Raw genomic sequence first — 14,418 nt, forward strand, 5'->3', positions numbered from 1 at the left:
ATCACTTGTTATTTGGCCAAAAACTCATCGTATTCCGCAGGTACACCGCAAAAGATCACTTGTTGACGTTCAATGAGCTGATATTGGATCAGTTTATTCTGGGTGATCAATCGGTTATATAACGGTGCGACATATAGCTCGCCATTCTTTAACGAGGATGCGGGGCTAGCTGCTTCGGCTGTATACGCTGACAGAAAGTCTGCTGCGTTGGCGAAATAATAAAGCCCATCGCTGCATAGGTCTGAGATCGGCTTTTTCTCCGCTGTCTCAACGACTTTTAAACTATCTGGCGCAGCAGGGCGAGCGTAGGACCAGTTGTCGCCGTCGCCTTGAAAAACCTCGAGATAGCCATCCACTTCTCCAATGAAGTCGGGAAAGCGGAAGTCAGGACGGAATGTGTCAATATTAAAGATGGTGATTTCGCCTGATGATATTCCTGCCTCTTTCAGGCCCAAAGCAACGGTTTCTGCTTGGCCACGGGTTTCTCTGTCCAAAACAATACATCGCCAATCCGCAATACCAAGTGCGTTACAGCGGTCAGCGATAAATGCGGGCGTATCGTAATCACTGCGGCAAATGAATAGAAAAGGCTGTTGCTGAAAATAGTGATTAAAGCTTTCAACGGCATGATCAAATAACGGCTTTCCGTGGCCTGGCAGCATGTATTTGGGCTGCGTATAACCGGCTTTAAAAAAGCGGGAGCTCAGCCCCGCCATCGGTATAACAATCATCTAGTTGGTCTCCGCAAGTGATAGTGCTTGTAAGCGTTGATAAAGGCGCAGGGCATTCGCCAGCAAAGCCATCTGTCGCCGTTCATCATCATTGTGGAGTGGCAACATCGAAAGGAACAGATGCACTTGCATCGCCAATAATTGCTGCTCGTTGCGACCTAGTCCTTGTGCACTGCGGGTTAAGAACAACGCTTCTACTTGGTCATGGGTCTCTGTGGTGGGCAGATTAAAGTCGAGTGCGTAACCATCCTGTGTCAGCTGGTAGTAGCCAGCGATAATAAAGTCGTAACGACCCACCACAGAATGGGCAAATTTGGCCAGGTCATAATCGGGATTGCCGTAAACGGTTAGGTTGTCTTTGTTATCTAGCCCTCGAGGGTCGATCACTTTGATTTGCTGGCTACGGAAGTCATATAAGATATTGCTAAAGCAGAGGTCGCCGTGAATGATAGTGCCACTGCTGGCAGCTGGGATAGCGTCAAGGGCGTTTGCTGCTATCTGATTTAAGTTAGGGAGCGGCTTGCCGTTTAAATGCCAAGGGTGGTTAAGATCGATTCTGTTTTCTTTAGCAAACAAAGCTAAGCGCTCGGTCGTTTTGTCACCAAAGAGCTTTGCTGGCGCTATTTCTGTGTCTTTAGGAGCTACATGCTGACGGCACTGCATAAAAAAGTCTAAGCAGGCTGTGCCGATACGCCGCCAAACAAAGGCGGGCAGATTGCCAAATACCCACATCTCGTTAAGGCTGGTGAGGTACAGATATTCAATGGCGTACCCTGGCTGCTCATCATCGTCTAAAGCGCCAAGGTAATTGGGGGTAAAGCGTTTCAATTCGGTCGGTAAACTGGCGAACCAATGGGCTTCGGCACGCATCTTTTGACGTTTATGACTGCGTTTTTGTACTACACCGTTCTCGATCGCCATCTGATTAAACACGCGGGTGGTGGATACGTGTGTTTTCGAGCGGTAGTAGGTATGCAAGTGGCCAAAATCAAACCATTCTTGGCATTCAAGTGGCTTTAATGGTTTGGCAGCCGCATAGCGGTTAATGCCATCAATAAAATTGCCACGCGCACGGGTGATGGATTGAATCAATAAGCGGGCATCCGAGAATGAGAAGTAGCCATTGACGACAGACTCCGCCCGCCTAGTGACTAGATCGCTTTCTTGTAACTGACTGAGCGGAGGCGTTTGCTCACTGTCATAAATAGCCCACGCATAATTATCATCAACTGGGCTTAGGGTGATGATATCCTCAGCTTCGGTGGGGAGATCATATATCAGCGTATCACCATGAAGAATACGAATTGGGCCGTTGGCATGGCCCAGTAAGTTCAACGCGCATATCACCGACTCGCCGAGGCTTAATCCCTCGGGTAAAAACAGTGGTTCAATATTCAGTTGTTCTAGGATCCGGCGGTCATACTCGGGTAGTTCAAACGCTTCCGGTAGAGAAAGGACAATACGTTCATTGGCCGGCAGTACTTCGCGTTGATAGCGGTAGAGTCGACGATTGCCTACAGGCAAGAATGCGGGAGGCAAACGGCCAAATTCAGATGAAAACTCTTGCCCTATGTAGGCTGCGGAGGTGATTAGGAACATGCGTTCTTTTCTTCTTCCAGCAGTTGATGGATCTCTTGCTCACTCAGCTTGGCAAACTCCGATGGGCGAATCGATTTATCGTCAACATAGAAACCGTCAAAGCCACACCAGGGCTTACCTACAATGACTTCGTCGTAAGGCACGTTATGTCGTTCTAACCATTCCAGAATGATGGGCAGGGTGTGCACGTTAATTTTGCCGACGTTGCCTTCGTAAGTACGCATGTTGCGTGCGGTATGGATGACAATTTCGAAGCCTTGTTCTCGATACTGCTTTAGCTTGTTTACTACTGCCGCGTTCGGTGAGACATTTTTATAGTCACTGGTTTCAGCAGAAGTGATGGTGCCATCTAAATCAATAACGATACGCTTCATACAATCCTCATATTAGACAGCCAGGGCAAACCAATGATCCCAGCGTTAGCTAAAGTCTAAGTTAAAAATGCCTAGTTGACGTTTAGAAAGCGTTATAATGCCACAACTTGGCGTTGCCAAGGTATGATAAAACGCATCAAAAGGGCTCCTCACTATGGCATTAAAGCTGCTCATTATCAGTTCTTATAAAGACACTTGGAACAGTGTGCGGCCTGAAGCCGAGATCTTCATTGGTATGGCTAAACTTGGTGTTGATGTGACTTTGATGACGCAAGGTGATGCTGAATACGTACCGCGCTTTAGAGAGCATGGCGTTAAGATTATCGACTACCACCCGACCAAGAAATTTCAGTGGAGCGCGATTAAACGCATTCGTTCGGAGCTCAAACTTGGTGATTACGATGCTGTGTATATGTTTAACAACAAGGCGATCACCAACGCATTGTTTGCTGCCATTGGCTTACCCGCCAAAATGGTAAGTTACCGAGGCCAGACTGGGAACATTTATCGCTATGATCCCACTTGTTACTTAACTCATCTTCATCCTCGTTTGGACGGCATTATTTGTGTGGCAAATGCGGTGCGCGACGACCTTCGTCAGTATGCGTATGTCGCTGATGATAAAGTGGTTACTGTTTATAAAGGGCACAGCTTGGACTGGTATCAGGACAAGCCGGTAGATCTGGCGGAATTCAACATCCCGGCAGATGCTTTTGTGGTGGGCTGTGTGGCTAATGCTCGTCCGCGTAAAGGGTTGCCTGTGCTAATTGAGGCGACACATAAGCTACCAGAAAACAGTGATATTCATATTCTGTTGGTGGGCGGGGGGATGGATACGCCGGAAGTAAGACAGCTGATTGATGCTAGTCCGATGGCTGACAGGATACATCTGGCGGGTTTTCGCAGAGACGCACCTGCGATAATTGCAGCGTGTAATGTATCGGCATTGCCTTCGACTAAAAGGGAAGGGCTACCGAAGACAGTGATTGAGGCCATGGTTTATGAAGTAGCGCCTGTCGTCGCCGATACTGGCGGTAGTGCGGAGCTGGTTGTTGATGGTGATAGTGGATTAGTTGTGCCCCCCGGTGATAGTCAAGCATTGGCTGATGCCATCGCAAAGTTATGGTATGATCCAACGTTCTGTAAGCAGATGGGGATCCGCGCCAAGCAGCGTATTACTGAATATTTTCATACCGATCTGGCCGCTCTTCAGACCAAAGAGTATTTCGAAAAGCTGATTGACAAAGCATAAAACCAACGCTTAAATGTAAATGGGAATCATTTGTATTTAGGTGGGGTGGGTATGTTTCATATCGATGCCAGATTGGAGCAGGGGGTGGCAGTCGTGACCATAGCTAACGCCATCACCGGCTGTACATGCCTTTGTTGGCGAGAAGATAAGGTCTCAGATCCTGCTCAGTGGCGTGCCATTAAACCCCTCTTTCAACAACTCATGTTGCTGTCGTGTCTCGAGGATTCTTTAACACCAATAGTCGCTGGGCATCAATCTGCTAGAGAGCAACAAGTTATTAATCTTGACGATTCAATATCCACAGAGCCAAATACTTATTGAACACATAGTGACTGGATTGAAATGCGAGTAGTAGGCCGTGTTTGCCATCGAGAAAGCCGCGTTGGATCAGATACTTCTTTAGAAAACTCGCCAGACTATGGCCCAGTATACCCACCACAGTGGTTCGCTTTCCTTTAGCATGCTTTTGCTTGGCCCAGTCATTCGAGTACCGCAGCGATTTGGCCATATAGTCATGAAAGTCATCAGCGGTATAGTGCAGCAGATCCCCCGATAGTGGGCGCACTTTATCTTTACTTACCAATACCTTTTCATGCACTAACGCGTCATCGTAGTGAAAACGGTTGGTGGCGTAGAGTCGCACAACACGATCTGGATACCAGCCGCTATGACGAATGAAACGTCCAAAAAAATCGGTTAGACGATTGATGCTGTATGCGTAATTTGGATCTGCATTGGTCAATAACTGATTGATTGAGTGTTGAAGTTCTTTTGTCACAACTTCATCACTATCCAACCATAACAGCCAATCGCAGGTTACCAATTTTTGGGCTGCTTGTCGTTGTGGTCCAAACCCAGGCCATGCCTTACTGGCGTGGACGACTGCTCCAGCAGCTTTCGCTATTTCAAGCGTGTCATCGGTGCTGCCGCTATCTAGGATCACAACCTGATCGGCCCAACTAACACTTGCTAGAGCTTCTGCAAAGCGAGGGCCAGCATTTTTGGTGATCATCGCGACAGCTAGCGTTGCTCGCTCACTCATTGTTCAGTCTTACCATGTGTCGATTCGATTTCTGAAGGCTGCGGCTCGGAATGACAGATTGTATTGAGAACCTGTTCAACCGAGATATCTTTTAGGCAGTTGTAATGCCCCAGTGGGCAGGTTTTCTTGAAGCAGGGTGAGCAATCGATCCCCAGATAGATTATCTGTTTGTTCTCACTTAGCGGTGGTGTGAATTCCGGGCTAGAGGAGCCATAAATGGCGACAGTAAAAACCCCTGTCGCTGCAGCCACATGCATTAAGCCTGAATCGTGGCTGACCACAGCATCAGCCATGCTGAATAGATCAATGGTATCGGCCAGTTTGGTTTTGCCACAAAAATTGTATAGATGTGGCAGGCCGGCCGGGGCTATCTGTTCGGCAGCGGCCATCTCTTTGGGCGAGCCTAATACCCAAACCTGGTAGCCTTTGGCGACCAATTGTCGTGCCAGTTCGGCGTGATATTCCACTGGCCACTGCTTGGCCGGGCCATATTCTGCGCCTGGGCAGATACAAACTATCGGCCGTTCGGTGGACAGCTCATGTTGGTTCATTAATGCAAAGCGATTCTCAGTGTTGGTTTCCAACACTGGTGGTAGTATCTGATAGTTCTCTGTTGCGGCTTGTTCCGGAGTCAGCCCCAATGATAAGAAGCGTTTCACTGTCATATCATTGATTTTGCCTTCAACCACAGTCGGCTTGCGCTTTCTGACATCGGTGAGAAGCCAGCTTCTCAGCTCGCCACCGAAACCTACCCGGACAGGGATCTCTGCGTAATAGGGAACCAGAGCCGATTTGAATGAACGGGGCAAAATAATCGCTTTATCATAGTTGCGTTCCCTCAGGCTTTTACCCAGAGCACGTCGTCCCGAGAACGCGAATTCGCCATGACCAAATGGCAGATCTATGGTGTCGTTGACCTCTGGCATTCGTTGCAAAATAGGCAAAGAAAACGTCGGGGCGACCACATCAATGATGGCTTCGGCATCATCCTGTTGCAGCTGCTTAAACAAGCTTTGGGCCATCACCATGTCACCGACCCATGCTGGGCCAACTACAAGATATTTCATGTTTTTCTGCGTTCTCCGCGAACTTATTTATTCAACCAGGCCAGGTATTCAGCTACGCCTTGGGCGACGGTTTTAAATGGTTTGTTATAACCGATGGAGCGTAACAGTCCCATATCGGCTTCGGTAAAGCTTTGATAGCGACCTTTGAGGTGTGCGGGGAAAGGGATGTATTCCACTTTGCCTTGACCATGGTAATTGATGACCGCTTCGGCAACCGCCTGAAATGGCTCTGCGGCACCGGTACCCAAGTTGTAGATGCCAGAGGGCGCTTGTTCTTTCCAGCACCATAAATTGACGTCGCAGACATCGCTGACATAAACGAAATCACGGGTTTGCCCACCGTCACCATAGCCATCACAGCCTTCAAACAGTTTCGGATTCTCGCCAGCGAGCACCTGATTGTTCAGGTGGAAGGCCACACTGGCCATACTGGCTTTGTGCTGCTCTCTCGGGCCATAGACATTGAAATAGCGGAAGCCAATTACCTGGCTATCAATCTCCGGTAACAACTGGCGCACGTATTGGTCAAACAGAAACTTGGAGTAGCCGTAAACATTGAGCGGCTTTTCATTGGCGCGGTCCTCTTTGAAGACCGGCCCCATACCATAGACTGATGCCGACGAGGCATAGAGGAACGGGATACGTCGCTCAAGGCAGTAATGCAGTAGATCTTTAGAATACTGGTAGTTCACATCCATCATGAATTTACCATTCCACTCGGTAGTGGCTGAGCACGCACCCTCATGGAAAACCGCTTCCACATCACCGAAGTTCTCGCCGGAGACGATCATGCCGAGGAACTCATCTTTATCCATATAATCGGCGATCTCGCAGTCCACCAAGTTGGTAAACTTGGTGCCATCTTCCAGATCGTCGACCACGAGAATATCTTGGTAACCTGCTTGATTGAGGCTTTTTACCAGGTTACTACCGATAAAACCTGCGCCACCTGTGACAATAATCATCTGTTGTTCCGCCAAACTGTTAACTAAATCAGGATTATGACTATCTATTTTGCCTCAAGTGCCGCTCCAGAGGAAAATAAGTCTGCCGTCGGTAGTTTAGCCGAACGGACGATGTTCAGGGATGTAAACACGCTAACGGCGATCCAAAAGAATGAAAACTAAAGACCGTATCATTCAAGCCAGTCTTGAATTGTTCAATAAGCATGGCGAGCGCGCCATGACTACCAATCATATAGCAGCGCATTTAGGTATTAGCCCTGGCAACCTTTATTACCATTTTAGGAATAAAGAAGACATCATTCGCCGCATATTTAAAGAATATGTCGCACATATAGGTCGTAGTTTTCAGCCCCGTGATGATGGCAATGTTTCGCTTGAAGTGATGATGACCTACCTCGATGAGATCTTCGAGAGCATGTGGCGTTTTCGCTTCTTCTACAGCAACCTGCCTGAGCTGTTGAGTCGTGATCCTGAATTGCAGATCCAATACCTGCCGTTACAGGAAAAATTGGCGCAGCGGGTGATCGCGATTTTGTCGATGCTAAAGCAAGCGGGGGCACTGAATGTCGAAGAGCAAGATCTTGAAGACTTGGCCCATACGGTAAAGATCGTCGTTACCTTCTGGATCAGCTACCAAACCACGCAAGCCCCAGAGGAACAGATCACCAAAGCCACTATTTATCATGGCGTTTTAAAGGTGCTTTTTATTCTCAAACCCTATTTTGCAGAAGAGTACCTGCCATCCTTGGAGCGCTTGCAAAAACACTATCGCAAGTTGGCCGACATCCGGCAGGAAGCGGAAAAAGTGGTGTTCCCTTAATCTATTAGCTTTGCCAAGGAGTGTCCGATGTCTAGTCTAACCATGAGCGATAGATCCCCATTGATTAGCGCGGCTGGATTAGCCAAGCGGATCTCCGAAGCTAGCCTTATTCTGTTGGACGCCACCATGTTGATGCCTACGCCACAGGGAAGGGCTGCGTATCAACCGACAGAGCGTATCGCTAATGCTCGTTATTTCAATTTTGATACCGAGATCTGTGATAGCTCAAATCCATTACCCCATATGATGCCCAGTGCTGAACAGTTTCAGGCGCAAGTGCGCGCGCTGGGGGTTAATGACGACAGTCATATCGTCGTCTACGACACCCTCGGGCTGTTTTCTGCTGCACGCGCCTGGTGGATGTTCCGCGCCATGGGGCATGAGCATGTTGCGGTTTTAGACGGCGGTTTACCGGCGTGGAAGCGCGCGGGGTTACCGACGGATCACTATCCATTAAAGGCAACAGTTTACCCAGGGGATTTCACTGCCAAACCGCAACCCAAGCTATTTTGCGCTGCCAATGAGGTGTTGGCCGCGTTACAACAATCAGGGATAAAAGTGGTGGATGCCAGAGGGTCTGAACGCTTCTCTGGTACTGGGCCCGAACCACGAGCAGGCATGCGCAGTGGTCATATGCCCAATGCCGTGAATCTGCCGTATGCGTCGCTGTTGGATACCGACGGTTGTTTAAAGCCGCAAGCAGAGTTAGCAGCGTCATTTGCCAAGCAGGTGGGGAATGCTGAACGGTATATCTTTAGCTGTGGCTCTGGGGTGACCGCGTGCATTCTGGCGCTGGTGGCGGAGGTTCTTGGCTATCAGAACCTCTCTATTTACGACGGTTCTTGGAGTGAATGGGGCGCAAGTGCGGAGTTGCCAGTGGTGTCAGACTGAGCACTTATTGGTTATAGATGGAACCGTCTTGGTTCCAGACTGGGGGTTTTGTTATTTTCCTCTGTTCATTTAAATCAAAATTGCGGGCCAACACTTCTCTGTTGGCCTCATTTCATTAAACTATGCTATTAACAACATCCTCTGCTAGCTAGGTTCCGCCATTGCTCGTTGAACGCATCAAACACATTACTGGCCCCAACTTTGAACGGGCCGAAGGTACGCCGCTTATTATTAAGCGAAAAGAGGGCCTTATTATTGCTGTGCGTAGCGGGGATGACTTTCCTGTTTACCGGGTTTCTGCCGCGATAGGGCGAAATAAAGAGACTTTGCAGCCGTTGGGATTTTGCCACGTCACCGTGGATCATATCGAAGATGCGCGAGACGGCGCATTATTTGTGTGGCAAATCGCAGGTAAACAGGCTGCTCGTCGTAAGTGAATACCGCTCGTTGGTATGGGAGTTAGTCTGAGATGAAAAAGCCCCGGCGAATACGGGGCTTTGATTACGCAGCTTGAGTCTGGTTACTTACGGCGACGAGCACCTGCAAAACCCAGTAAGCCTAAACCTACCAGTGCCAGGGTCGCTGGTGCAGGTACTTCAGTTCGGGTGTTGGTAAATGCGAAGCTGAGGTCATTGAAATCGAACGGACCGCCGTACAGATCTTCAAAACTGACTAAGGTTTCATCTGGCTGCCAATCCTGTTCAACTCGCGCATGGAAACGATTGTCTGGGTTACGATCTTCGGGACCGGTGAAGTAGTTAAAGCCGGTGTCATTGACAAATAGACGGAAGATCAGCTCTGCACCCGCGTTAAAGATACCCAAGTCGACGGTTGAGTTAACTGGCGATGTATGATTATTGAAAATAAACATATCGTTGCTCAGGTCGCCGTCATCGCCTGGATTACCGAAATCATCCAACATCAGATACAGATCATTGCTGTAATCGGCTGAGTTACCGAGGTAAGTGGCGACCACAGAGCCGGTTTCGCCAACAATGACTTTTAAACCGTCGCCCGTGTCGGCGATGGGGAATGCAAATGCGTTTTGCAGACTGCTAGCTGCAAATAGCGCAGTGGCTATCAAGAGCTTTTTCATACTGAGTGCTTCCTTAAAATTAAAGATTAAATATTTCATTATTGGTAGCGGTATCAGCAAGAACTGTGCCTGTTAGGTAAAACCCATGTATTCAGTGGGTTCTTTTGGCTATTTTATGAACTTATTAGTTTTAATTTTATGTATTTGTTAAAAAAATAGACAGGGATGACAGCGGGTATTATGTGATTTATGGCAGAAATTAGCTAAATATGTGAGTTAGAAATAGTTTGTTCGGATCTCTATATGATACGTAACAGCCCGCGGCTAGCGGGCTGTATGGGTAGATTAATTAGTAGTACTTGAGATCTTGAACCTTGCCCCAAAACACGCGGTAGGAAAATATCGTGTAAAGCAAAATGACAGGAACAACGACAATGGCTCCCCAGAGAATGAATTGCAGTGACTCTGGGGCACTTGCCGATTCCCAAATCGTCATTTGTCCCGGCACAATATAGGGGAAGAAACTGTACCCAAGACCACTAAAACAGAACAGGAAGATAAACATGGCGCCAACAAACGGCAGCCAACAACCTTTGTCATCCGGCAGCGGGAAGCGTTTTAACACCTGATCGATAATGGCGAACAGGGCAAAGCAAACCACCGGTATTGCCCAAACAAATAGCGCATTGGGGAAGCTTAGCCAGCGGGCTAATATCTCAGGGTTCACCAAGGGATTCATGGCACACACGGCGGCAACACCCGCGAAGCAGATCCACCCTGCGCGTCGTGCCCAGCGAGCGGCTCTGAGTTGTAATTCGTCACTGGTTTTCATCACCAGCCAAGCCGCGCCGATATAGCAGTAGGCGGCGGCCACACCAAATGCGGCAAGGCCACTAAACAGGTAGGCGGTGATGCTCTGTTCAAAGCCCATCACATACATACCCAGCATATAGCCTTGTGCCAGCGCAGTGATCAGTGAGCCTAGTTTAAAGCTCTTATCCCATATAGGCTTATTGGCAACGGCGACCTTGGCTCTAAAGTCAAAAGCCACACCGCGCATGATCAGGCCGATCAACATAATGGCTGCTGGAATATATAACTCCCTTAGTACCACCGAATGGGCTTGTGGAAATGCGATCAAGAGTAGGCCGATAGCCAGTACCAGCCAGGTTTCATTAGCATCCCAAAATGGCCCAATGGAAGCGATCATGCTGTCCGCCTGAGTTTCGTTATCCAACGGCAGCATGATGCCGACACCAAGGTCGTAACCATCCAACATGGCATAGATAAGTACCGCAAGCCCCATCAGGCCAACGAAGATGACGGGTAACCAATCTGCAGGGATCATGCTTTTTCTCCTGACGTTGCCAGATTTTGGTCTAGCTGGTGGAAATTCGGGTTTTCTTCCGGGGTGATCTCTTCGATTTCAACGGCGCGGCGCGCCATCAGGAACAGGGTTCGGATATAGGCCACCAGTAGTACTACGTAGGTGATCATATATAGGGTGAAACTGAACCATACTTTTGATGGCGGTACCGTTGTAACCGCTTCGGCTGTGGTGAGAACGCCGCTGACCAAGTAAGGTTGGCGGCCAATCTCAGTGACATACCAGCCCGCTAACGTGGCCACCCAGCCAGCAAAGGTCATTAATACCAGGCCTTTCAGCAGCCAAGGTGACAGCTCTTTTTTACGCGCTAATTGCCAAACGCCTAGCCATGCTGCTGCAATCATTAACATACCGACGCCAACCATGATCCTAAACGAGTAGAATACGGGCGCGACGGGCGGGTGCTCTCCTGGAAACTCATTCAAGCCTTTAATTTCACCCTCCAGATCGTGGGTAAGAATGAAGCTCGCCATCTTCGGAATACCGATCTCAAAGTGGTTGGTTCTGTTTTCTTCATCTGGGATCGCAAACAACAATAACGGCGCGCCTTTTTCTGTGTGCCATACCCCTTCCATGGCAGCGATCTTTTGCGGTTGATGTTCAAGGGTGTTTAAGCCGTGAAAGTCACCGACCAACGCTTGTGTTGGCGCGAGTATCGCTGCAAAAATCAGACTGGTTTTAAGTGTGAGTCTTGGGCCACGCTTGTCATCGCCTTTGAGGATGCGATATGCCGATATTCCTGCCATTAAGAACGAAGCAGTTAGGCCTGAAGCCAGTAACACGTGAACCAACCGGTAGGGGAATGAGGGGTTAAAGATGATGGCCCACCAATCGACGGCATGGGCAACGCCATCTCGCATCTCAAAGCCAACCGGTGTTTGCATCCATGAATTCAATGCGATGATCCAGAAGGCTGACATGGTGGTACCTAAGGCGACCAGTGCGGTTGCCGTGGTATGCAGCCAAGGCGGCACTCGGTTGATGCCAAATAGCATGATGCCGAGGAAAGTGGCTTCAAGGAAAAAAGCAGTAAGCACTTCGTAACCCAGCAGTGGCCCAGCAATATTGCCTACTTTCTCCATAAACCCGGGCCAGTTGGTACCGAACTGGAAGCTCATGGTGATGCCGCTGACCACACCGAGAGCAAAGCTCAGGGCAAATACCTTGACCCAAAAGCGATAGGCGCGCATCCATACGGGATCTTGTGAGAAGTCGAAGCGGATTTTGAAATACATCAGTAGCCAGCACAACGCAATGGTGATGCTGGGAAAGAGAATATGAAAGCTGATATTGGCCGCAAACTGGATCCGTGAAAGCATCAGCGTCTCAATCATAAGAGTGCCCCATCATGGTTAGAAAGCCTAAAATGGCTTGGATAAAGTAAAAACAGTAACCCTAGAGTTAGTCGGTTTTAGTGCGTTTAAATTTGTCTGAAATATCGAGTACTTTGCTCACGCCGACACCTAAGCGCATCAGCGTGTTGAGTTTTTCAGGGCTGAGTCGCTGCAGTTCGCTGCTCCACTGCGTAATGGTTTCAAGCAGATCATGGATCTCGGAAACACGCTGTTGGGCAAACAGTTCCGGCGCCTCTTTGCTGGTGTCATCCATGATGTTATTGCGCAGCAGTGACAGTGTCGGGTCTATTTCGCGTTTACGGCGCTCTTCGAACACGGTATTTGCCATATCCCAGATGGAGCCTGCGGCGCAGTAATACTCTTTGCGGTCACCGGGGATATGGCGAAGCAAAATGAGACGCCAGGACACCAACTCCTTTAATCCCATGCTGACATTACCTCGGGAGACATTGAGCGCCTCGCGCATCTGGTCCGCGTTGAGCGGACTTTCGCTAAGAACAATCAGTGCCAGCATCTGCCCTACAGTACGGTTGAAGCCCCAGCGACTGCCCATCTCGCCGAAGTGCAGTACCAGAGATTCGATCATCGGGCTCATCTTCATACTGGGGTTTCTCAATTTTCAGAAATTTCTGAAAATTATATATGAAAATTGACTTGGATCAAGATTGAAAAAGAGTCTCAACAATGAGAGATCAAAAATGTGCGGACATCTTCGGTTTTTGTGCGGCTAATTTCGTCGAAAGGTGGGTTTTTGATAGAGTATGGGGACGTGGCTAGTATTTCACTTTATCGGAATGTGTAGCAGCGGCTCACAAGTGTGCGCCGCTGCACTACGTAACTTACTTCGCGGTCTGCCCGATTAACGAATCAGCTCGTAGAGTTCGTAACTTGAGTTGTCAGCATCGAAAGCGATGACAAGCTTGTCTTTCTTTTGGACAAGCTTACCAATGACGTCGTATTCGCGATTACTTTCGCTAGATATACCACTGTAGTGGAGTTGGGGTTCATCATTAACACTGGCACCACCGAGAAAAACCCAGTCAGTGCTGCTGTCCTGAAACAAATAACCCGTCTTCTTTTGTGAGCCACTGAGCTTTTCGAATAAGAGTTGGTTTTGTTCGGTCTGGCTTATTTTGCAATTGAAGTAGCGATAACTGTAAATGCCTGAGTTATCGACTTGAATTGAGCGGCAACGCCAGTCGCCAAGTAGTCCTTCAGCGTTAATGGGGAGGTTCGGCTGTGCAAGTAAGGTTTTTATGCGAGCTAGCTCGTCATACTCTTGCATGAACTCACTGAATTTTTGCGTATTAGCGAAATCAATGTTGGCAAATATGTTGTCAATTTTGACACTGTCATTTTCTTGAGCATAGCTTCGCCATTCATTATCGGCATGGACAGCGAAGGAGATTAACAGTGCACATGCACAGACGATGTTCTTAATTTCCACAATAACTTCCTTTTACTGGGTGGACTCAAGTAGAGGTCTTTTACGTAGGATGGAACCGGATTATAAAGACAAAATTGGATACATACTATCTTGATTTTTTGCCAATAACTCTATGATTATACTTAATTAAAATGATTATCAATCACTTCAAGGATGCCGGTAAGATCGCTGATGTTGCATCTATCGGAAGTATTGGTCATGCAGGCGTGCTTGATCTTGGTTTAAATGCCTCATGCCTAGCAGCATAAAGGTGAAACGCGTAATGTCGTTTCGGTCGTGGTTATTGTGGTCGAAGCCAGACGTGTCATTCGAGCGGTTTGTGACTGATGCTGTTTTACTGCTTGGATTCATATACTAACCGCAACAAGCCCTCGTATTAGAACGATGAACTGTGGTATTTCCTGTGTCTCGCTCCCGCCAAGAAGTGAAACAACATGAACTACCAACAGCTC

At 48.4% G+C, this 14,418-nt stretch carries 15 protein-coding genes; 4 read left to right on the forward strand and 11 right to left on the reverse strand.

The window, feature by feature from the left end; translation table 11 throughout:
• Positions 1-8: 8 nt before the first annotated feature.
• Genes EZV61_RS08015 through EZV61_RS08025 form a run of 3 tightly spaced genes read right to left on the reverse strand, consistent with a single transcriptional unit; the run spans position 9 to position 2,704 of the window.
• The gene (locus EZV61_RS08015) at positions 9-731 is read right to left on the reverse strand and encodes a glycosyltransferase family 2 protein (protein WP_131414894.1); all 723 of its coding nucleotides are present in this window, start codon (positions 729-731) and stop codon (positions 9-11) included.
• On the reverse strand, positions 732-2,330 hold the full coding sequence (locus tag EZV61_RS08020) for a phosphotransferase (protein WP_131414895.1): 1,599 nt from the start codon (positions 2,328-2,330) through the stop codon (positions 732-734).
• Positions 2,321-2,704: an HAD hydrolase family protein gene (locus EZV61_RS08025; RefSeq protein ID WP_131414896.1), complete on the reverse strand. Its 384-nt coding sequence runs from the start codon at positions 2,702-2,704 to the stop codon at positions 2,321-2,323. The genes EZV61_RS08020 and EZV61_RS08025 overlap by 10 nt, the downstream gene beginning before the upstream one ends.
• Before the next feature lie 154 nt (positions 2,705-2,858).
• Here EZV61_RS08025 and EZV61_RS08030 point away from each other — a divergent pair, with 154 nt between their 5' ends.
• Complete coding sequence (locus EZV61_RS08030; RefSeq protein ID WP_131414897.1) at positions 2,859-3,956, forward strand: glycosyltransferase family 4 protein; 1,098 nt, start codon at positions 2,859-2,861, stop codon at positions 3,954-3,956.
• A 277-nt stretch (positions 3,957-4,233) separates the two neighbouring features.
• Here EZV61_RS08030 and EZV61_RS08035 read toward each other — a convergent pair whose 3' ends face one another.
• From EZV61_RS08035 to rfaD, 3 genes are read right to left on the reverse strand one after another with little or no spacing between them, the layout of a single operon-like run.
• Complete coding sequence (locus tag EZV61_RS08035) at positions 4,234-4,998, reverse strand: glycosyltransferase family 2 protein (protein WP_130566918.1); 765 nt, start codon at positions 4,996-4,998, stop codon at positions 4,234-4,236.
• Positions 4,995-6,065, reverse strand: a complete 1,071-nt coding sequence (gene waaF, locus EZV61_RS08040; RefSeq protein ID WP_131414898.1) for a lipopolysaccharide heptosyltransferase II — start codon at positions 6,063-6,065, stop codon at positions 4,995-4,997. Before waaF ends, EZV61_RS08035 begins: the two co-directional genes overlap by 4 nt.
• Before the next feature lie 23 nt (positions 6,066-6,088).
• Positions 6,089-7,030, reverse strand: a complete 942-nt coding sequence (gene rfaD, locus EZV61_RS08045; RefSeq protein ID WP_114337680.1) for an ADP-glyceromanno-heptose 6-epimerase — start codon at positions 7,028-7,030, stop codon at positions 6,089-6,091.
• Between the two features lie 151 nt (positions 7,031-7,181).
• On the opposite strand from rfaD, the gene EZV61_RS08050 reads away from it, so the two are divergent.
• The 3 genes from EZV61_RS08050 to EZV61_RS08060 all read left to right on the forward strand — a co-directional run bounded on the left by EZV61_RS08050 (position 7,182) and on the right by EZV61_RS08060 (position 9,178).
• Entirely contained in the window at positions 7,182-7,850 is a 669-nt protein-coding gene (locus EZV61_RS08050) for a TetR/AcrR family transcriptional regulator (RefSeq protein ID WP_114337681.1), read from the forward strand.
• A 27-nt stretch (positions 7,851-7,877) separates the two neighbouring features.
• On the forward strand, positions 7,878-8,741 hold the full coding sequence (locus EZV61_RS08055) for a sulfurtransferase (RefSeq protein ID WP_131414899.1): 864 nt from the start codon (positions 7,878-7,880) through the stop codon (positions 8,739-8,741).
• 161 nt (positions 8,742-8,902) lie between these two features.
• On the forward strand, positions 8,903-9,178 hold the full coding sequence (locus EZV61_RS08060) for a hypothetical protein (protein ID WP_114337683.1): 276 nt from the start codon (positions 8,903-8,905) through the stop codon (positions 9,176-9,178).
• Positions 9,179-9,261: 83 nt separating this feature from the next.
• Here the strand turns inward: EZV61_RS08060 and EZV61_RS08065 are convergent, their stop codons facing one another.
• The 5 genes from EZV61_RS08065 to EZV61_RS08085 form a co-directional block, all read right to left on the reverse strand.
• Positions 9,262-9,837 (reverse strand): PEP-CTERM sorting domain-containing protein, encoded by a 576-nt coding sequence (locus EZV61_RS08065; RefSeq protein ID WP_114337684.1) that lies wholly within the window; start codon positions 9,835-9,837, stop codon positions 9,262-9,264.
• A 289-nt stretch (positions 9,838-10,126) separates the two neighbouring features.
• On the reverse strand, positions 10,127-11,125 hold the full coding sequence (locus tag EZV61_RS08070; protein ID WP_130566921.1) for a cytochrome d ubiquinol oxidase subunit II: 999 nt from the start codon (positions 11,123-11,125) through the stop codon (positions 10,127-10,129).
• Positions 11,122-12,498 carry a cytochrome ubiquinol oxidase subunit I gene (locus tag EZV61_RS08075; RefSeq protein WP_130566922.1) on the reverse strand — a complete coding sequence of 459 codons (1,377 nt, stop codon included), beginning with the start codon at positions 12,496-12,498 and terminating at the stop codon, positions 11,122-11,124. The genes EZV61_RS08070 and EZV61_RS08075 overlap by 4 nt, the downstream gene beginning before the upstream one ends.
• Positions 12,499-12,565: 67 nt before the next feature.
• Complete coding sequence (locus EZV61_RS08080) at positions 12,566-13,120, reverse strand: GbsR/MarR family transcriptional regulator (RefSeq protein WP_114337687.1); 555 nt, start codon at positions 13,118-13,120, stop codon at positions 12,566-12,568.
• Between the two features lie 258 nt (positions 13,121-13,378).
• Complete coding sequence (locus tag EZV61_RS08085; protein ID WP_165419343.1) at positions 13,379-13,966, reverse strand: DUF4893 domain-containing protein; 588 nt, start codon at positions 13,964-13,966, stop codon at positions 13,379-13,381.
• Positions 13,967-14,418: the final 452 nt, after the last annotated feature.

The sequence above is a fragment of the Corallincola luteus genome (assembly GCF_004336975.1).
In the GTDB taxonomy this organism is placed as follows: Bacteria; Pseudomonadota; Gammaproteobacteria; order Enterobacterales; family Neiellaceae; genus Corallincola; species Corallincola holothuriorum.